Annotated in this window: 22 protein-coding genes; 13 read left to right on the top strand and 9 right to left on the bottom strand. The window is 48.2% G+C overall.

Annotated elements, in window-relative coordinates; genetic code table 11:
- The first annotated feature begins 290 nt into the window (after positions 1-290).
- On the top strand, positions 291-1,079 hold the full coding sequence (locus FPE01S_RS07440; protein ID WP_157473925.1) for a glycosyltransferase: 789 nt from the start codon (positions 291-293) through the stop codon (positions 1,077-1,079).
- On the opposite strand, the gene FPE01S_RS07435 is transcribed toward FPE01S_RS07440, so the two are convergent.
- Complete coding sequence (locus FPE01S_RS07435; RefSeq protein ID WP_046368132.1) at positions 1,053-1,535, bottom strand: SixA phosphatase family protein; 483 nt, start codon at positions 1,533-1,535, stop codon at positions 1,053-1,055. The two genes, FPE01S_RS07440 and FPE01S_RS07435, sit on opposite strands and share 27 nt — an antisense overlap.
- 180 nt (positions 1,536-1,715) lie before the next feature.
- The gene (locus FPE01S_RS07430; RefSeq protein WP_046368131.1) at positions 1,716-3,563 is read right to left on the bottom strand and encodes an amidophosphoribosyltransferase; all 1,848 of its coding nucleotides are present in this window, start codon (positions 3,561-3,563) and stop codon (positions 1,716-1,718) included.
- A gap of 117 nt (positions 3,564-3,680) precedes the next feature.
- Here FPE01S_RS07430 and FPE01S_RS07425 point away from each other — a divergent pair, with 117 nt between their 5' ends.
- On the top strand, positions 3,681-4,184 hold the full coding sequence (locus FPE01S_RS07425) for a DUF5004 domain-containing protein (RefSeq protein WP_046368130.1): 504 nt from the start codon (positions 3,681-3,683) through the stop codon (positions 4,182-4,184).
- 36 nt (positions 4,185-4,220) lie between these two features.
- Positions 4,221-4,556: a DUF3127 domain-containing protein gene (locus FPE01S_RS07420; RefSeq protein WP_046368129.1), complete on the top strand. Its 336-nt coding sequence runs from the start codon at positions 4,221-4,223 to the stop codon at positions 4,554-4,556.
- Between the two features lie 12 nt (positions 4,557-4,568).
- Here FPE01S_RS07420 and FPE01S_RS07415 read toward each other — a convergent pair whose 3' ends face one another.
- Positions 4,569-4,901, bottom strand: a complete 333-nt coding sequence (locus FPE01S_RS07415) for a hypothetical protein (RefSeq protein WP_046368128.1) — start codon at positions 4,899-4,901, stop codon at positions 4,569-4,571.
- 84 nt (positions 4,902-4,985) lie between these two features.
- Between FPE01S_RS07415 and FPE01S_RS07410 the strand changes: the two genes are divergently transcribed.
- The 3 genes from FPE01S_RS07410 (at position 4,986) to FPE01S_RS07400 (ending at position 6,572) form a co-directional block, all read left to right on the top strand.
- Complete coding sequence (locus tag FPE01S_RS07410; protein WP_052955579.1) at positions 4,986-5,567, top strand: DUF4142 domain-containing protein; 582 nt, start codon at positions 4,986-4,988, stop codon at positions 5,565-5,567.
- 1 nt (position 5,568) lies between these two features.
- Positions 5,569-5,778, top strand: coding sequence for a hypothetical protein (locus FPE01S_RS07405; protein ID WP_046368127.1), 210 nt, complete (start codon positions 5,569-5,571; stop codon positions 5,776-5,778).
- Between the two features lie 80 nt (positions 5,779-5,858).
- Positions 5,859-6,572: a hypothetical protein gene (locus FPE01S_RS07400; RefSeq protein ID WP_052955578.1), complete on the top strand. Its 714-nt coding sequence runs from the start codon at positions 5,859-5,861 to the stop codon at positions 6,570-6,572.
- Here FPE01S_RS07400 and FPE01S_RS07395 read toward each other — a convergent pair whose 3' ends face one another.
- Both FPE01S_RS07395 and FPE01S_RS07390 read right to left on the bottom strand, forming a co-directional pair.
- Positions 6,573-7,148 (bottom strand): hypothetical protein, encoded by a 576-nt coding sequence (locus tag FPE01S_RS07395; protein ID WP_046368126.1) that lies wholly within the window; start codon positions 7,146-7,148, stop codon positions 6,573-6,575. It abuts the gene before it with no gap.
- Positions 7,149-7,157: 9 nt separating this feature from the next.
- Complete coding sequence (locus FPE01S_RS07390; RefSeq protein ID WP_157473924.1) at positions 7,158-7,649, bottom strand: hypothetical protein; 492 nt, start codon at positions 7,647-7,649, stop codon at positions 7,158-7,160.
- Between the two features lie 222 nt (positions 7,650-7,871).
- Between FPE01S_RS07390 and FPE01S_RS07385 the strand changes: the two genes are divergently transcribed.
- Both FPE01S_RS07385 and FPE01S_RS07380 read left to right on the top strand, forming a co-directional pair.
- Positions 7,872-8,339: a ferritin-like domain-containing protein gene (locus FPE01S_RS07385; protein ID WP_046368124.1), complete on the top strand. Its 468-nt coding sequence runs from the start codon at positions 7,872-7,874 to the stop codon at positions 8,337-8,339.
- Between the two features lie 38 nt (positions 8,340-8,377).
- Entirely contained in the window at positions 8,378-8,722 is a 345-nt protein-coding gene (locus FPE01S_RS07380; protein ID WP_052955577.1) for a hypothetical protein, read from the top strand.
- An 82-nt stretch (positions 8,723-8,804) separates the two neighbouring features.
- Here FPE01S_RS07380 and FPE01S_RS25850 read toward each other — a convergent pair whose 3' ends face one another.
- A complete protein-coding gene (locus FPE01S_RS25850; RefSeq protein WP_157473923.1) occupies positions 8,805-8,957 on the bottom strand; it encodes a lmo0937 family membrane protein in 153 nt (50 codons plus the stop codon).
- 160 nt (positions 8,958-9,117) lie between these two features.
- Between FPE01S_RS25850 and FPE01S_RS07375 the strand changes: the two genes are divergently transcribed.
- The 5 genes from FPE01S_RS07375 to FPE01S_RS07355 are packed head-to-tail and all read left to right on the top strand — an operon-like array spanning position 9,118 to position 13,951.
- Positions 9,118-10,053 (top strand): YihY/virulence factor BrkB family protein, encoded by a 936-nt coding sequence (locus FPE01S_RS07375; RefSeq protein WP_046368123.1) that lies wholly within the window; start codon positions 9,118-9,120, stop codon positions 10,051-10,053.
- On the top strand, positions 10,034-11,236 hold the full coding sequence (locus tag FPE01S_RS07370; protein WP_046368122.1) for an NAD(P)/FAD-dependent oxidoreductase: 1,203 nt from the start codon (positions 10,034-10,036) through the stop codon (positions 11,234-11,236). The genes FPE01S_RS07375 and FPE01S_RS07370 overlap by 20 nt, the downstream gene beginning before the upstream one ends.
- 10 nt (positions 11,237-11,246) lie before the next feature.
- Positions 11,247-12,746 carry an alpha-amylase gene (locus FPE01S_RS07365; protein WP_046368121.1) on the top strand — a complete coding sequence of 500 codons (1,500 nt, stop codon included), beginning with the start codon at positions 11,247-11,249 and terminating at the stop codon, positions 12,744-12,746.
- Positions 12,747-12,772: 26 nt separating this feature from the next.
- Entirely contained in the window at positions 12,773-13,258 is a 486-nt protein-coding gene (locus FPE01S_RS07360; protein WP_046368120.1) for a pyridoxamine 5'-phosphate oxidase family protein, read from the top strand.
- A gap of 24 nt (positions 13,259-13,282) precedes the next feature.
- Positions 13,283-13,951 carry a porin family protein gene (locus FPE01S_RS07355; protein WP_052955576.1) on the top strand — a complete coding sequence of 223 codons (669 nt, stop codon included), beginning with the start codon at positions 13,283-13,285 and terminating at the stop codon, positions 13,949-13,951.
- Between the two features lie 69 nt (positions 13,952-14,020).
- Here FPE01S_RS07355 and FPE01S_RS07350 read toward each other — a convergent pair whose 3' ends face one another.
- The 3 genes from FPE01S_RS07350 to FPE01S_RS07340 are packed head-to-tail and all read right to left on the bottom strand — an operon-like array spanning position 14,021 to position 18,931.
- The gene (locus FPE01S_RS07350; RefSeq protein ID WP_046368752.1) at positions 14,021-15,475 is read right to left on the bottom strand and encodes a hybrid sensor histidine kinase/response regulator; all 1,455 of its coding nucleotides are present in this window, start codon (positions 15,473-15,475) and stop codon (positions 14,021-14,023) included.
- Positions 15,476-15,494: 19 nt separating this feature from the next.
- Positions 15,495-17,471: a PAS domain-containing sensor histidine kinase gene (locus tag FPE01S_RS24695; RefSeq protein WP_052955575.1), complete on the bottom strand. Its 1,977-nt coding sequence runs from the start codon at positions 17,469-17,471 to the stop codon at positions 15,495-15,497.
- The gene (locus FPE01S_RS07340; RefSeq protein ID WP_046368119.1) at positions 17,471-18,931 is read right to left on the bottom strand and encodes a sigma-54-dependent transcriptional regulator; all 1,461 of its coding nucleotides are present in this window, start codon (positions 18,929-18,931) and stop codon (positions 17,471-17,473) included. The genes FPE01S_RS24695 and FPE01S_RS07340 overlap by 1 nt, the downstream gene beginning before the upstream one ends.
- Positions 18,932-18,960: the final 29 nt, after the last annotated feature.

Below are 18,960 nucleotides of genomic sequence, written 5' to 3'. Positions count from 1 at the left end.
ATTTGCAGAGAAAAAAGTATTTCTGATTGAGTGATTTTTCAAAAATCCTACAAATAATTTTACCAGAAAGTAAAATACTTATTTCTCCGCTTGATTGGGGCCTGGGACACGCTTCCCGGGTGATCCCGCTGATACGCTACTGTATAGACGCGTTAGGATGTGAAATAGTTGTCGCCGCCAATGGGAAACAAAAAGCCCTCATCAGTGAAATCTACCCGAAAATCCGTTTTCTTTCCCCACCGGATTACGATATTAACTACCACAAAAACCGGACCGCTACAAAATTCGGCTTGATAGCTTCCGCACCACGCATACTGAGCGCGGTATATAGAGAAAGACGTTGGGTAAATGCGCTTGTTATCCAGGAACGCTTCGATTACATCATCAGTGATAACCGTTATGGATTTTATCATAATACCGTTCCATCTATCATTATCACCCACCAACTGTCTATTTATACCGGCTTCGGTAAATGGGCCGATAAGCTTCTGCAATGCAGGATTTACCGGATGATCAGCCGTTTTAATGAATGCTGGATCCCTGACCTGCCGCAATACCCGGGGCTGGCTGGCCGGTTATCGCATCCGGAGGTTTTTCCGCCGGTAGCGACCGTTTATATCGGGCCGATGACGCGGCTGGAACAGGTTACCCCCACCGGCAGACTGGATTTACTGGTCATCCTGTCGGGACCCGAGCCGCAACGCACCCTGCTGGAACAGGCTGTTATGGCGCAATGGCAGCCTCAGGCCAGTAAAAAAATGGTGCTTGTACGCGGGCTGCCGGGGGAACCAAACGATAAAATGGCTGAAACCCGGGGCGTCAGCCTGAAAAACCATGCGTCCCCGATGGAACTTTCCCAATTGGCAGCAAATGCCGCCGTTATTCTTTGCCGGTCAGGCTACAGCAGCCTGATGGACCTCCTTCCCCTGAAAAAACAGTTGATCCTGGTGCCAACACCGGGACAACCGGAACAGGAGTACCTCGGTAAACTGCATGCCGATACGCCCCGTATCCGGGTGGTGCGGCAGGAAGACTTTGACCTTAACGCCCTGCTACGGTCTTTCGAAAAACAGGAATGATTTGGTGGCAGCCGGAAAATCGGCCCAGTGGCTGATGGGAGCACTTACGGCAAACACACCGCAGGTGGGCATTTCATCAATGCGGGTTGAACAGAGCTCATTTACAAAAAAACTTATACCCGGATTATGGCCGAAGATGGCCACACTGGACGCCTTGTCATCAAGCGTGCTGATAACATCCGAATAAACGGAAGCTGGCGCATGATACAATTCTTCGTGAAGTTGAATGACTTCAGCAGGTTGCTGGTAAGCCCGCGCAAAGTGCATCGCAGTTTGCAATGCCCTCTTGGCGGTACTGGATACAAAGAGGTCGATTGCGACACCCTTTTGGAGCAAACGCTGCGCCATTTCTGGCGCATTGCGTTGCCCGCGATCATTTAGTGGACGATCAAAATCCGGAAGCGTTAAGTCACCCCAGCTGCTCTTGGCATGTCTAACCACATAGATGGATTTCATACCATAAAGTTAACTGGCTTTTTGTGATCTCTTAACCGCTTTACATAGGTACAGAAATGGCTAATTAAACAGGCCTGCTTAATCGGTCCCTCATAGGTTGTGTATTAAAAACGGTCGGTCGCGCTTTTTGCATCAAATATGTTGCCAGAACGGACTTCTTCGGTTAAGTATTGACGAAAATCAATAACCTCTCACGTTCTTGCCTTCCATATAATTCAAAAAAGCCGTATTCACCACTTTATTACCTCCCGGTGTCGGATAGTTGCCGGTGAAATACCAGTCACCAGTATTCGTCGGACAGGCATGATGAAGAGATTCAATGGTCTGGAAAATCACTTCCACCTCAAAGTCTATATCGGCGGGGGTAATAAGTTCAGCCACCTTGCGGGAAACCTCTTCAGCGGCGAAAGGCGCATAAACCTCCTTCACAATATTCCGGGTATGCAATTGGCCGGTTCTGGCCATCTCCTTGCATTCTTCATGAAGTTTGCTCAGGGTGCCCTGCAAGCCTCTTTCATTGATCAGGGCAATCGCAGCGCGGAAGGCGATGAAATCCCCCAGTTTACTCATGTCTATGCCGTAACAGTCGGGATACCGGATCTGCGGGGCGCTGGAAACAATAATGATCTTTTTGGGCTTCAGCCTGCCGAGCATGCGTACGATGCTTTCCTTCAGCGTGGTTCCCCTTACGATAGAGTCATCGATCACAATCAGGGTGTCCTGGTTGGGAACCACCGTGCCATAAGTGATATCGTAAACGTGCTGCACCATCTCATTGCGGTTCGAGTCTTCCGTGATGAAGGTGCGCATCTTCACATCTTTGATGGCAATCTTTTCCACACGGATCTTGCGATTGATCATCTCCGTGAGCTTTTCTTCATCAAAATCCTTTTCCCAGGCCATGATACGCTGCACCTTGATCTTGTTGAGATAGTCTTCCATACCCTTCAGCATTCCGTAGAACGCAACTTCAGCCGTATTTGGAATAAAAGAAAAGATGGTATTCTTGAGATCGTTTCCGATGGATTTCAAAACGGCATCACTGAGATTGTAACCCAGCTGGCTTCTTTCGCGGTAAATCTTTTCGTCGTTGCCCCGGGAGAAGTAAATTCTTTCGAAACTGCAGGCTTTCCGCTCTTTCGGTTCCAGGATCTGTTCAATAGCAAAGCTGCCATCAGCTTTCACGATCAATGCCTGCCCCGGCATCAGCTCTTTTACTTCATTTTCACCCACATTAAACGAGGTCCTGATAGCAGCACGCTCAGAGGCTGCAACGATTACGTCGTCTGAAATATAATAATATGAGGGGCGGATACCGTGTGCGTCACGCATTACGAAGCTGTCGCCATTGCCAACAAGTCCGCCGAAATGGTAACCGCCATCAAACAGTTTGGTCGATTTGCGCAGTACCGCAGCAATATCGGGATTGCCGGGTTTCACTTCATCTTCCTGAACCAGGAAATGGTGAACCACTTCCATCATCGCTGCAAGATCACTTTGGCGCTGAAAAACACCCGGATCAATATTAACCAGTCCGAACAACTCTTCCGTATTGACCAGGTTGAAGTTACCGGCCAGGGCCAGGTTGCGGCTCTGGATCGTATTTCGTTTGATGAATGGGTGACAGAATTCGACATTGTTTTTGCCCTGGGTGCCATATCGCAGGTGCCCGAGCATCAGTTCACCCAGGAAGCGAACGTGCCCTTTCAACAGTCCGGGGTGCTTGCGGATATCCGGCTGATATTTTTCCAGGTCGATCAATTCCTCGCTTACCTGACGGAAGATGTCGGCGATAGCCTGGGTAGCGATGCTCCGGATCCGGTGGAGAAAGGGATATCCGGGCTCAACATTTAACTTAACTGAAGCAATTCCGGCGCCGTCCTGACCCCTGTTGTGCTGCTTTTCCATCAACAGGTAGAGTTTGTTAAGGCCGTACAAGGCTGTTCCGTGTTGCTGCAAATAATAAGAAAAAGGCTTACGTAAACGAATGAATGCCAGTCCGCACTCATGCTTTATAGCGTCGCTCATGGGAGGAATTGAGGCGCAAAGTTAGTAAAAATTAAACGCGCAAAAGCGATTGCAAAACACCCTGACTGGCTCAGACCGCAAGTTTAAATCGTGTAACTTAGAAGGAAAGCTATCTCTATGAAGCGCTTTTTCCCCATTACTATAAAATCTGCTGCCGCGAGACTGGGCCTGTTGGTCGCCGGAATGGCCTTTTTGGGTGGCGGTTGCCAGAAGGCAAGCGGAGACGAGGAATTGAATACTGCTACACGGACCCAGCTGCTCACAACAGGGAGCTGGAAACTGGTTGCCCACACTTTTGATCCGGCAGTTGACCTCGACGGCGACGGCCAGGCGGATGACACCGATTATTACCAGTATTATGAGCCCTGTGAAAAAGACGACTTCATAACCTTCCACACGGACGAGTCCGGAACCATCGATGAAGGCCCCCTGAAATGCGATGCTGGTGATCCGCAAACCTATGACATGAGCTGGAACTGGAACAACGACGAAACGGTCCTCTATGCGAACGGTCAGCAGATCACCATCATCGAGCTTACCAGCACCACCATGAAAGGAACAGTAACAGAAAATTTCAGTGGAACAACGCAGGTGACGATGACGCTGACTTTTAAACACTGACCAGAAAATATTTGTTTTCTTTGCGAAAAATCATCCATGGACATTAACGGCAAGCTGATTCAATTTCTTCCCGTGCAGACGGGTCAGGGCAAAAACGGCACCTGGAAAAAACAGGAGTTCATTCTGGAGACAGGAGATAACTATCCGAAAAAAGTGTGTATTGCCGTCTGGGGCGATAAGATCGATATGAATCAGTTCCATGTTGGCGACAGCATCCAGGTTTCATTTGATGTGGAAAGCCGCGAGTTCAATGGCCGCTGGTATACGGACGTTAAAGCATGGAAAGTAGTGGGGCAGGGCGCTGGTGGAAATACTGCACCTGCCTATCAGGGTCCCATCGATCCGATGCCGGATGATGATCTGCCCTTCTGATCATCTCGTTTATCAAACTTTTACGGTAGTAGTGACCTGATCGGGAAGATCATGTTGCCGGGCAGCAAGCAGGGCGACCTGGTCATACATATGGCCCATTGCTTCCTCGGATGCGCTGGCATAGTCGTCGCTTCGGGCATGGGTAAACAATGTTTCGCCGTCTACATTAACCCGGAGTTCACAAATCTTGTTATAGGGGGTCGCCATGGCATGATCCTCCCGCATCACACACTCCAGGCGGGCAATCGCCTTGTGGAGGTGTCGTAGTCGCATGATAGCTTGCTTGGCTTTGTGCACAATCGCTTCATGCAAACCAACCCTGGGGGTATGCAGCTCGATCGTCATCTCTATAAAGTTACGGCGTTCTTATTTCCCTCACGTTGGATGGCATACTTTTTTTATGCACCCGTAGTATAAAAAAATGTTAGTATGATGAACACTAAGCATTTCCTATTAGTCGCAACGGTTGCAGCCACACTGGGTACCGGTTTTACTGCCTGCAACAATGCAGCGAATACGGAAGACAAGTCTGCCGAAAAGGTAGCAGAAGAAAAAAACGATGACAAGTTCACGACAAAGACTTCTGAAAAGGACGCCCAGTTCGTGGTCGATGTTGTTGCCGCCAATCGCGCGGAAATCAAATACGCTCAGCTCGCACAACAGAAATCAACCAATGCGGAAATAAAAAAGGTTGCCGCACACCTGGAAAGCGCTCATGAAAAACTGCTTGCCAGTCTCGAAGCAATTGCCAAAACAAAAGCGATCTCCTATCCCACTGACGTAACGGATGATGCCAGGAAAGACATCGACAAACTGGCGGATGACAAGAACTTCAACAAGGAATGGTGCAAAACACTTGTTGACAAACATGAAAAAACGATCTCAAAACTGGAATCCGCCAGCACTGAAACCACGGATTCCGAATTAAAATCATGGATCGACAATGCACTCCCGGAAGTACGGATGCATCTGGATGAGCTCAAAAAATGTGACGCCACTTTAAAAAAGTAACATGAAAACCCTAGGCATCATCCTCATTGTCGCCGGCATTGCCATGCTGTTGTTCCGTGGCATTAACTTTACCACTGAAAAGAAAGTAGTGGATCTCGGTCCGGTTGAAATCAACAAGAAAGAAAAAAAATCAGTCAACTGGCCATTGTATGCAGGCGCAATTGTAACCATCGCCGGTGTGGCAATCACTATTGGCGCGAGCAGGAAATAATTCTGCAGTTATTCAGAAAGCCGGTTGAAACTTGATTTCAACCGGCTTTTTATTTTTCGTAGATTCAGGAAAAGCAAAAAATGCCTGTTCGCAAATATCTCGTGCTCCTGTTTGGGTTTATACCATTATTGCTGCATGCGCAGGAAACTGAAAAATGGAAGGGCGTATGGCAACTGCAGGATGACAGTCTTACCCATCTCCTGTTGATCGCTGCAAACTATTACAGCTATGCTGTATTCTCAACCACCGGCAAAACTTTTGTGCATACGGAAGGCGGCCGCTGGCGTAGCTTTGCAGGAACACCGGTGGTAGAATGCATCACCGAATTCAACGCATCAGATATTACCCAGGTGAAAGAAAAGACCAATGACTCCATTCTGATCAACAAATTCCATTATAAAAAAGCAAAGCCCTTCCCCACAGATTCCTGGAAGCATCAGCCATTCGGCGACAACCCCCTGGCTGGTGTATGGCGAATCAGTGAAAGGGAAAGAGATGGACAAATGACAGGCATCCCCTACGGCGCACGAAAAACTATCAAAATACTTTGCGGCGATTGGTTCCAGTGGGCGGCCATCAATACAGATACCGGCGAGTTCTTCGGTACAGGGGGTGGCAATTATTCGTATGCACAGGGCCGTTATACCGAAACCATACGTTTCTTTTCAAGGGATGCATCCCGTGTTGGCCTCACGCTGAATTTTGCCGACACCGTAACGCATGAAAAGTGGGACCACCAGGGAAAAAGTTCCAAGGGTGATCCCATACACGAAATTTGGGTACCGATCAAATAATTATCTCCTGTCGTTATCTTCCGTGCCCGGGGAACTGAGCAGGTTGGAAATTGCCTGGGCGACCGAAGATATAGGCCCTGCCATTTTGTTGGTTCTGTCGTCAAGTGTGTTATCATCCAGCAATTCACCCATCCGGATGTCTTCCGGCAGATGGGACAGGATATCCTGCCGCTGTGAAGCAAAATAAGTCTGGATGTTTTCTGCATTCATATTTGAACCCAGTTTGTTCCTTACAAACCTGATACTTTCATCTGCAACAGCATCCATCGCAGCTTCTGATTGTTCTTCTGAAACTCCTGAATAGGCAGCTATCTTTGTTACAACTGCAGCCTTCCGGCCTTTCAGCAGAAAATCCAGCGGTTCACTTTTTCCAATATCACCGGCGAGATCCTTTGCGCCTGATGGCGACCGGCTGTGCTTGTAAAAAGCTGTCAGCACTGCAGGAATTGCTGCCTGTGCCAGCAGGTCATACCGGTGATGCCGGGTTGCCGGATCAATAGCCTGCGTATTCGGGTTGATTTTCTCAATATGGGCACCAAGATAATCCTGGAGGTGTTTGATGATACTTTGTGACATAAAAAGTGTTTAATGTGAAAGAATAGGAGCCGGGTACTCCGTTTCAGCAATGTTTCTCCCCGATAACCAACTGTTTACATCATCCATGAGGCGTTGGAAAAAATTACGTCGGGCATTCCTGCCTTTCTCTACCACCGTGGCGTGGTTAATTCTAAAACGTACAATTAGTCCATGGTAACGCAGCGCCTTGGCCATTCCATAAGATATCTTGCTGCATTTGGTCCAATCTTCCGGATCCCTCAGCAACACGGCCTTTCCGGTAGCATCGATATAGTGATCTTGTTCTTTATCGTATAATCTGATCCTGGCAGCACATTCCTCTTCGTAAGATGCTGCCTGCTCTGAATGCACGTGGAAAAGAAACCAGATGCACCCGGTGTCATCAGCCTCAAGCAGATGACCAATGCCATTCGGCAATGAAAAAGCCCTGTCGCTTAAATTATAAAACAGCCCATTCTGAAAACTGTTCATCATTTCCTGTAATGTACTATAGTTAGCCATGGTATAGACTTTACTTCAATATCAAAAAAAGGATACCAGTAGTCATACACCGTATTTCAGGCAGTTTTCGGGGAATTAATTGCTCGTGCATACTGTAATGAAAGCTGGGGCGATTCTTCAACTGGTTGGAGCAAAAAACACCCGTAATAGCGGCCATTCCCGCATTTCACCACAAAAATCCAATGGAATGGTTTTTAAGGAGCTGTATTAAAATCTTAAGTTATGGCAAATACAGCATTATCAGACGTACTGAATGACCTGATTCGTATTAACAACGACAGGATTGAGGGTTATGAAAAAGCGATTTCCGAATCTGACAAGATTGATGTTGACCTGAAGGCCATTTTCAATAAAATGATCAGTCAGAGCCGCGATAACGTTTCCCAATTGATTGCACAGGTTACAAAGCTGGGTGGAGAACCGGCATCCGGTACCACAATGAGCGGTAAAATCTATCGCACCTGGATGGACATCAAGTCAGCTTTCAGTACCAAAGAAAGGGAATCTGTTCTTGAACTTTGTGAAGCAGGTGAAGACGCTGCACAAAAAGCCTATAAGGAAGCCCTGGAAACAGATGCCAGCATGGATACCGAAGCCAGGCAGCTCATCACTTCCCAGAAAGAATCCCTGAAGACATCGCATGACATGATAAAAAAATATCGCGACATGCACCAGGCCATCAACCATTAGTATTGCTGGCTCGTTAAACAAACAGTAAAACAACCGGTATGAAATCTATCAATGCACTTGGCCGGATGAGAAGCCTGAGTTACTGTATGGACAAGGCGATCAGCAGGGGTTATTCTGCTCATTTCAATATGCACCATGCACTCCTGCAGCACGCTGACAGTGGCAAAACTTATCAGCCTGAACAGGTCCACGTGGTGGATTTCTACCGCTTCGAAGGGGTAAGTGATCCCGAAGACAATGCCATCCTCTACATCATTGAAACCAATGACGGAAGAAAAGGAACCCTGGCAGATGCTTTCGGCGCCTATGCCGATGCTGAAGTATCAGATTTCTTTCAGGCAGTTACAGACATCCATAAGAAAAAAACCAGCCTTGAAGCGTGAATAATGTTAAAGGTTGTGTATGACTCGGTCAGTCATAAAAAAAACCCCCTCCCGGGGGTTTTTTGCTTATATGAACGGAAGGCTATTCTACCCCCCGACGGATCAGTGATAACAGAATGGATACTACTGCGAGTACGAGCAGAATATGGATCAATCCACTGGCGCTGTAAACAAATACGCCAAGTAACCATCCTATGATCAGGATCACTGCGATCAGATACAATAAGCTTCTCATAATTTATAATTTAAGTGAAGAAGATTCTTTACACTTCTCCTCAAAAAAATGTGCCGCTGCCACTATACTGGTCCTTTGAGGAAATCTGTCCACAGAACAGGATGAAGCACCATCGGATGACGGGTAAATTCGGCGGCACAGTTTCTTTTCATTGTAATGCATGAAGGCGATCCGCACATTTTACCAATGCCTGCTGACGGCGGGCAAAAGTTTTGCGAACGACAACGCGTTTAAACTCAGCGCCTCCCTGTCATACTACACCATTTTTGCACTCGGCCCCGTTCTGTTGCTGATGATGTCTCTTGCCGGCATCTTTTTCGGAAAGGAAGCGGTTCAGGGAAAGATCTTCGGGCAATTGCGGGGATTGCTGGGCAATTCTGCAGCCTACCAGATTCAATCCATTATCAGCAATATTCACAAGTCTGACCAGACATTCGCAGGAACCATAGTGGGACTGGTGATCCTCGTGATCGGCGCAACCGGCGTATTTACCGAGATCCAGAGTTCGATCAATTATATCTGGTCAATCAGGGCAAAACCCGAAAAAGGCTGGCTCAAGCTGCTGTTGAACCGTCTGTTATCGTTTTCCCTGGTAATCGGGCTCAGCTTCGTTCTCATGGTTGCACTGATTGTCAATGCACTGATGGATCTGCTTAATGCAGAGATCGCCAATTTTTTCCCGGGATTGGCCATCATCAGTTTTTATACGTTCAACCTCGCGCTGATCTTTTCCGCCATTACCCTGCTTTTCGCAGTCATCTTTCACGTTTTGCCGGATGCGCGGATCAGCTGGAGAGACTCCTTTGCAGGCGCGGCATTTACTGCCACGCTTTTCCTGGTCGGTAAGTTGCTGATCACCTTTTATATCGGTAAAGCCGATTTCGGATTTACCTACGGTGCAGCGGCTTCCATTATCATCATTTTGGTGTGGGTATACTATTCGTCGCTGATCCTGTATTTCGGAGCCGCCTTTACCCGCGCCTTTGCCCTTTATGCAGGCCATGGCATACAGCCGGATACCACTGCGGTGTTTATTATCAAACGCGAGTCAAAAGAAATAGCAGTTAACGACACATATGGACCTCCGATCACATAGTCCCTACTGGCTGCTGAAGAGTGGTCTTCCGCAAACCTATCCGTCGTTGCCAGGCAATAGCAGGGTGGATATTGCCGTGATGGGCGCAGGAATCTCTGGTGCCTTGACAGCATGGTATCTCGCGGAGGCCGGGTTTAAAGTTATAGTACTTGACAAGCGGCATGCGGGCACGGGATCAACGGCGGCAAGCACAGCACTGCTGCAATATGAAATCGATACGCCGCTAGTAAAACTTGCCGCCAGGATGGGAGAAGCCGCAGCCGTGCGCGCCTACAAGCTCACGGCAGAGGCCATCAGCAAACTCGAATGGATCAGCACCAGGGTGGGCAAACAATCGACCTTCACCAACCGCCCAAGCCTTCAATATGCTTCCCGCCAATCCCATGTCAAAGATCTCCGGGAGGAATTCCGCTTGCGGAGAGCACATGGGTTTCCGGTTTACTGGTGGGATGCTGAAAAACTCAGCAGCAAAATGGGATTCCTTGCACCAGCGGGATTGTATTCGACGATCGGAGCGGAGCTGGATGCCTACCTGCTCACTCATCAGCTGCTGAAGAAAAGCCAGCACAAAGGCGCCCGCATTTACGACAATACAACTGTTACCCATATTCATCATGATAAAAAGGGAGTAACCCTGCATACCGACCTTGGCTTCACGGTAAAGGCAAAAGAACTGGTAATCGCCTGCGGTTACGAATCGCAACGGTATATTCCCTTTAAGGTTGAGCAGATCCACTCCACTTATGCAATGGTCAGCGAACCAATGCCCGGATGGCAAAGCTGGTACCGTCGTTGCCTGATCTGGGAGACAGCCACACCTTACCTTTACCTGCGCTCCACAGATGATAAAAGAATCCTGGTTGGCGGACTGGATGATGATTTCTACCAGCCGGATAAACGGGATGCGCGCATTTCTGACAAGACGAGGCGCCTGGTAGCAGCATTTCACCGGAAGTTTCCGGAGATCCCCTTCCGCCCTGATTTTCAATGGGCCGGCGCATTTGCCAGCACCAAAGACGGATTGCCCTATATCGGTGCCATCCGGCAACGCCCACATACCCATTTCGCCCTCGGTTTTGGCGGCAACGGCATCACCTTCAGCGTGCTGGCCGCAGAAATAATCCGCGATACTATACTGGGCAAACCAAGGATCGATAACAACATTTTTTCATTCAACAGATAAAAATTCACACATGCCGATTACACTGATACAATTTTTTCACTGGTACTATCCTTCTGATCACTCCCTGTGGCGGCACCTGCAGGAAGAAATCCCCAACCTTAAAGCGAAAGGTATCACCGGAGTCTGGCTTCCTCCTGCATATAAGGGTGCCTCCGGCGGTTACTCGGTGGGATATGACTCCTATGACCTTTTTGACCTCGGCGAATTCGATCAGAAGGGAACAATACCCACAAAATATGGCAACCGGAATGAATACCTGGAAGCGGTTAAAGCATGCAAAAAAGCAGGGCTGCAGGTATTGGCTGATGTTGTTTTCAATCACAAAGCAGGCGCTGATGAATTGGAAAGGTTTACGGTAAAAAAAGTGAACCCCGTCAACCGCACAGAATTCATCAGCGACAATTTTGACATAGAAGCCTGGACAAAATTCACCTTCCCGGGAAGAAACGGTAAGTACTCCCAGTTCGTCTGGGACCATCAATGCTTTACCGGCATTGATTGGGCCCATGATCTCAACGAGGGCGGCGTGTACACTATTCAGAACCAGTATGGTGAAGGCTGGGAAGACCTGGTGGAAGAAGAACTGGGGAATTATGACTACCTTATGAACGCTGATATCGAATTCCGCAACCCAAGCGTGAGGGAAGAATTGAAATACTGGGGGAAATGGTATCTGGAAACGACGAAGGTGAGCGGCTTTCGCCTCGATGCCGTAAAGCACATGTCACCTGATTTTATTAAAGAGTGGGTGGAATACATGCAGACCCTATCGAAAAAACCTTTGCTGTTTATCGGTGAGTATTGGAACATTCACGATGTAGAAGCGCTGCTCCGGTATATCGAAGCTACCGGCAGGCACGTGCAGTTATTTGATGCTCCGCTGCACCACAACTTTTTTGTTGCTTCAAAAATGGGCAACAAATATGATCTCCGCACGATCTTCGACAACTCTCTGCTGCAAAAGATGCCTGACCGCGCCATCACTATTGTTGATAATCACGATACACAACCGTTACAGGATCTGGAATCACCTGTTGAAGCATGGTTCAAACCCATCGCCCATGCCCTGATCCTGTTGCGACAGGATGGTATACCCTGCGTATTTTACCCCTCCCTGTATGATGCCCATTATGTAGACAAGGGTGGTGATGGAAATGACTACGAAATATGGCTTTCGAGGGTGCCCGAACTGGACGTAATGTTACCCATCCGGGCACAATTGGCAACAGGCGAGCAGATCGACTATTTTGATCATCCGAACTGTGTGGGCTGGGTGCGGAAAGGCCAGCGGGGCAAACCGGAAACCGGGGTCGCCGTACTGATCAGCAACGGGTCGGATGGATTCAAATACATGGAATTAGGAGCATCACACGCTGGCCAGGAATACTGCGACATCCTGCACCGCGACAAGCCACCGTTGACCTTAAACGAAAAGGGTGGCGCGGATTTTTCCTGTCCCGCCGGGGGGGTATCCGTGTGGATCTCCTGCCAGATGGCACAGAATTTTTAGAGCCGGACTGACGAAAACTCTTTTTTATGGAAACCAACACGAACACCAGCATTGCAGCTATGATCAAAGATGTGGGGATCTGCATGTTCACCACAGTTGATGAAGCCGGTAAAGTCACCAGCCGCCCCATGGCCACTATCCATGTGGATGAGAACAACAATATCTGGTTTTTTACCAACGAATTTTCAGAAAAAATCCACGATGTATCACGTGACAATGTGGTCAATCTGATCTATTCCCATCCGGGAAAAAACACCTACCTCGACATACACGGCACTTGCAAGATCATTGTAGACAAGTCCGTCATGAAAACCCACTGGAATCCGATGATGAAGGCCTGGTTCCCTGCAGGACTCGATGATCCGAAACTGTGCATGCTGCAGGTAATCACACAGGATGCCTATTACTGGAACAGCAGTGCAAACAGGATGGTGGTTTTTGCCGGGATGTTCAAAGCGATCGTTAAAGGAGAAAAATATGCCGAAGGAGAGGCAGGAAAGGTAAAACTGTAACTTATAATCATTAATCAGTACTACATGAAAACAAGAACCATGAAAATGGCAGGAATGCTGTTGATTACAGCAATTCTTGCAGGCGCAACAGGCGTATCCGCACAGGAACAGAAGACAGTAGAAGAAAGCAGTATTCAACCTAAATTCGGCGTTAAGGTGGGCCTCAACGGCAGCAATTTCTACCATGACGACCTGAATGACAACAACATGAAAATGGGTCTGAATGCCGGCTTCTTTGCAAAACTGCCGGTAGGAAGAGGTTTTAGTATTCAACCGGAGCTGCTGTACAGCAACAAAGGAAGCCGCCGCAGTTACAACAACCTGCTGATGGGCGAAGGGGAATACCGCCTGAACCTGCACTACCTGGAACTGCCGGTGATGGGTGTGATCAATATCCTGCCCAACCTGAACATCCAGGCCGGCCCATACGTAGGCTACTTGGCAGCAGCAAGGGTGAATGACGCCAAGTCAGATGGTAGCAATAACGAAGTGGCTGAATTGAATTCAGACAACTTCAACCGCTTTGACTTTGGTGTGGCTGCTGGAATTGGTGTAGATATCCAGCATATAACTCTTGGCGCACGCTACAACGTCGGTCTGACAGAATTGGGCAAATCAGGCTCCGTAGTCGGGGAATCATTCAACGGCGTGAAAAACAGCAACATAAGTGTTTTCGTTGGCGTTGGTTTTTAGAGGTGTTTTGAGAAAAGAGGGTCCCTATACGGGGCCCTCTCTCTTTTTCAAGGCTCTGGTAGAAAAAACTTAGTGGTCGGTATTGTTCTGGAAAAGCGGCAGGTTCACAATAAAAGAAGTCCCCCGCCCCTCTGTGCTGTGCACATCAATAAATCCCTTATGCGACTGCACGATATTCAGGGTAGATGCCAGCCCCAGCCCCATGCCGTTTCTTTTGGAAGTATAATAGGGTTCAAATAACCTGCCCATGTTTTCCGCCGGGATTCCGGTACCGTTATCATTGATCTCTGTTACAGCGAATCCGTTCTTCTCAGAAAGGCGGATGATCAATTCACCGCCGCCGGGCTGCATGGCCTCAATGGCATTCACAATGATATTCATAAATGCTATGCGCAGCTTCTCTTTGTCCATAAGAACCATCAGTTCGCCCTCCGGAATCTGCGTGTCCAGTTTCACCTGCTGCAGCGACATGGTGTCGGCAGCTTCGGTAAGCACGAGATCGAGCAATTCCTGGATGGCGGCTACGTGCAGTTCAAATTCAGTCTGCCGCGAACTGTTGAGCAATTCGGTAATGATCCTGCTGATCCGGAGACTGTTCCGCCGGATCACATCCAGGTAAAGCTGGTTGCTTTCATCGGTATACTCCAGTTGCAGCTGTTCCGCAGAGAGCGTGATATTATTGAGGGGATTGCGGACTTCGTGTGCAAGTGTTCTGACGAGCCGTCCCGTAGCAGCAAGTTTTTCCGCCTGCAGGGTGAGCCACTCTGTTTTCTTTAAGTTAGTAATATCATGTAAAATTCCCTGTATATAGTGTTGGCCTTCCAGGTCAGATTCCACTGATGCAGAAAGGATACAGGATTTTCGGTTACCCCCGCTGGTGAGTACTTCCAGCTCGCGGTCATTGATATCCTGACCAGACTGCAGTGACGTCAGGATCCGGTAGGCTTCCTGTGAGTCAGCGAGCAGGTCGGGCAGTTTCTTACCGAGCAATTCCGACGGGTCTCCTGCTTCTAGTAAATCTCCCGCAGCGGGATTCATTTCCCGGAAGTTCAGGTGCATATCGGCAATAAATACCGCATCCATGGATTGCTCAAAGATGTTGCGGAATTTTCTTTCATTGCGCCGGATCGCATTGATATAGGAGGACCGTTCCAGTGCATAACGGATGGTACGTTCGAGCTTTTCCGTATTCAACTCTGACTTGACGAGGTAGTCAAATGCCCCTATTTTCATAGCGAGGCGGTCAACTTCCCTGTTGCCTTTTCCAGTCAGCAGAATGATCGGCTCTTCACATTTCGAAGCGATTGCTTCCTTAAGAAGGTCAATCCCTGTTTTAGCACCCAACCTGAAATCGACAAAGTAGATATCAAAAGCATGTTCCCGCATCAGTTGCAGGGCAGCATTGTACTGCTGCGCCCACTGGATCAGGAATTTGCCTTCTTCTATCTCCTTGATGTAATCGCTGGTAATGAAAAAATCGTCTTCATCGTCATCGACTATCAGGATTCGGGTAGTCTTTTGCATAAATGGCGACATTGCCTGCCTATTGATTTTCCGGTAAAATAATGCTGAATATTGCTCCTTTTCCTTCTTCGCCCTTTGCGCTGATCAGTCCCTGGTGTCTTTCAGCGATCCTTTTGCAGATAGCCAGGCCAATGCCTGAACCCGCGTATTCTGATTTCCCGTGCAACCGCTGGAAGATCTGGAAGATCCTGTTCTCATATTCCTGATCAAATCCAATGCCGTTGTCAGCGATATCGATCTGGATATAATTCCTATCCGGCAGCAAATAATGTTCCTCTTTTGCCTTTTTACCAAGGCGCATTGACGAAATTTCAATGAATGGCCTTATTTCAGGCTTCCTGAATTTAAGCGCATTGCTGATCAGGTTGGTGAACATCTGGCGCAATTGGCTGGGAATGCCTTCTATTGCCGGTAGTGGATGGATAATGATTTCGGCTTTTGTTTCATCGATGGTGATCTCCATATCAGATAGAGAATCCTGTACAATCTTGTCTAATTGCACAGGCATGAAGATCTGGATAGTACGGCTCACCCTGGATAATTCCAGGAGATTGTCTATCAGGGTTCGCATGTTCTCTGACGCGATCTGCATACGATCGATATACATACGGCCCTCCTCATTCAGCAGGCTGCTGTATTTGTTTTTGAGCCGGGAACCGAATGTAGTGATCTTCCTGAGCGGTTCCTGCATATCGTGGCTTGCAGCGTAGGCGAATTCCTCCAGTTCCATATTGGACCGGTTCAGTTCACGAAGGTTCCTGTTCAGTTCGTTTTCTGTCTTTTTAAAAGAAGTAATATCCCTGGTGATACCCACCATTCTCACCGGCTCCCCATGGCTGGTCTTGATGATATTGCCAATGGAATGAACGGATTTCAGATTGCCTTTAGCGGTAATAATGCTGTAGTCACATTCCCAGGTACCGTGATCGGTCATAGCTTTGTCCAGTGCTTCCCGGAAACGGGGCAGGTCTTCTTCCAGCACGTGCGATTGATACCAGGAAGTGTTGATAATGGCCTGCCTCGTAACGCCTTCCATTTCAAAAATATTAAAGAGCCCTTCCGTCCACTGGGCAATATCGGCCTGAAGGTCCCAGATAAAAACACCATAACGCAGCATCTGCTCCGTCTGTTTCAGCATGTCTTTGTTGGCCTTGTATTCAAGGTTCTGAAGGTATTGCGAGGAAATATCGCGGTTGATGCCATTCACACTGATCACCTTCCCGGACTCATCCCTGACCGGTTTTCCCAGGGAATTCACAAACAGCCGGGATCCGTCCTTGCGTAAGATCGAATAGTCTGCCCGTAACTCATTGCCTGTTTCAAAGGATTCTTCCAGCTTTTCTTTCACCAGTTCCCTTTCGTTTTCCAGGAGATGACCAAGATAGAAGGAATGTGTTACGACAGGCATTTCTTCCCTTGTATATCCCATCAGGTCATACATGCCGTCTGACCATTCCATCTTGTCGGAATTCAGGTCGAGATTCCACATGCCCATGCGCAGCATTTTCTCCGTTTCATCCATGAGCGCATAGGCGGCAAGTTTTTCCTGTTCGCCCTTTACCTGCTCAGTGATATCCTGGGCCAGGAAAAGCATGGATTCAGCACTACCCCCTTCTGTTCTGCGCAATACGGTGCCCACCGTCTTGAAATAACGGAAATCGCCACCCTTATGCAGCAGGCGGCAGTTGTAGGAATGGCTGGAATGTCCTTCCAGGCCATAGTATTTTTTCAGCTCTGCTTCCACAAGCGGCCTGTCTTCCGAGAAGACCAGTTCGCTGAGGTCGTTGTTCCATTTACTAACATCTTCCCACTCATACCCCAAAAGATCAGTGATCCTTTTGTTGATATAACGGAGTTTTTTTTTCTCCGCATCATAAACATAAATGAGGGCGGGGAAAAGATCAGTGAACTGCAACAGCAGGTCTTCATTGCTTTCGCCTGAAGCCAGGAGTGACCTTAGCTGCTGGAGCGGGTTACCGTCTTTGCCATTATCCATCAGAGATTGTTGAATTGCTGATACTGCTTCATCTTATTGTACAACGTCTTTCGATCTATATTCAATAATTTGGCTGCTTTTGTTTTATTGAAATTGGATTGCCTTAATGCTTTTACAATCATCTCATACTCTGCATCGATGCTGGCCGATTTGAGTGATTGTTCATTCACCACCGACTTCGGTGTAACAGGGGGTGCCGGTTCCGGAGCAGGAACATAATTCGGCAGGTCACTGGTAGAGGGTTTTTCGTAATTGAGCTTATCGTGGTAGATGATTTCAAAAGGAAGCGCCTGAATCTCCACTTGTCCGGCATCGGTAAGCAAAGCCGCCCGTTTGACGACATTACGCAGTTCCCGCAGGTTTCCGTACCAGGGATAAGCCAGGAAAACCTGTTGTACTTCACGGCTGAAGTCGCGGATATCCTTTCCCAATTCCTGGTTGGTGATGGCCAGGAAATGCCGCGCATACAGCAGGATATCTTCATGCCTTTCCCGGAGTGGGGGAAGGTTGATGGAGAATTCATTAAAACGGTGGTAAAGGTCTTCCCTGAACTTACCGTTTCTGGCTGCATCCCATAGTTTCTCATTGCTTGCTACAATGATCCGGAGGTCAAGTTCGATATCCTTATTGCCCCCGACGCGCCTGATTTTCCTTTCCTGTACCACCCGGAGTAGGGAAACCTGCACATCATAGGGAAGATTGGCAATTTCATCCAGGAAAACGGTGCCGCCGTCGGCAAGTTCCAGGCTACCGGTTTTCTGGTTAAGCGCTCCGGTAAATGAACCTTTTTCGTGACCGAACAATTCACTGCCAGCAAGATCCTTGGACATAGCCCCGCAATCAATGGCGATAAAGGGCTTTTCCCTGCGTTTGCTCAATTCATGGATCTTACTGGCGATCGCCTCCTTTCCGCTTCCGCTTTCCCCGTAAATGATCACAGAATAATTGGTCGGACTGACCAGTTCAATCTGCTTTAGAATATTTTTCATTTCGGGCGTGTTACCCCAGATGTATTTCTCGATCGGGCCCGAAACAGCCGGCTTGCGGTTGCCGTTTACTGTCTTTTCAGACGAAACCGCCACCGGGGCGATTGATGACACCGGCGCCACCAGCGCCTTCCTGATCGTGATCAGGATCTCGTCTGGAAAAACCGGTTTGGTCACATAATCATACGCGCCGAGCTTCAATACCTCCACAGCGAGTTTAACATCGCTGTAGCCGGTAATGATGATGAAAGGAACCTGCGGATGCAATTCTCTTGTACGGGTGAGGATCTGTTTTCCGTCAATATCTTCCAGGCGAAAATCACATAATACAAGGTCCGGTTTATTCACTGATAACCACTCAAGCGCCTTCTTTCCGTTGTACATTTCAATCACTTCAAACTGCTGTCGTGTCAGAAAGCGGTTGAGTAACATACACATGTCCCGGTCGTCGTCAATAACGAGTATTTTCTGCATGTATTCCTGTTTATTTTTTCATATGGTTT

Origin of the sequence: Flavihumibacter petaseus NBRC 106054 (assembly GCF_000974785.1) — a bacterium.
Classification (GTDB): Bacteria; Bacteroidota; Bacteroidia; order Chitinophagales; family Chitinophagaceae; genus Flavihumibacter; species Flavihumibacter petaseus.
Note: the sequence above shows the minus strand (reverse complement) of the source record. Positions and strands in the feature narration are given on the sequence as shown.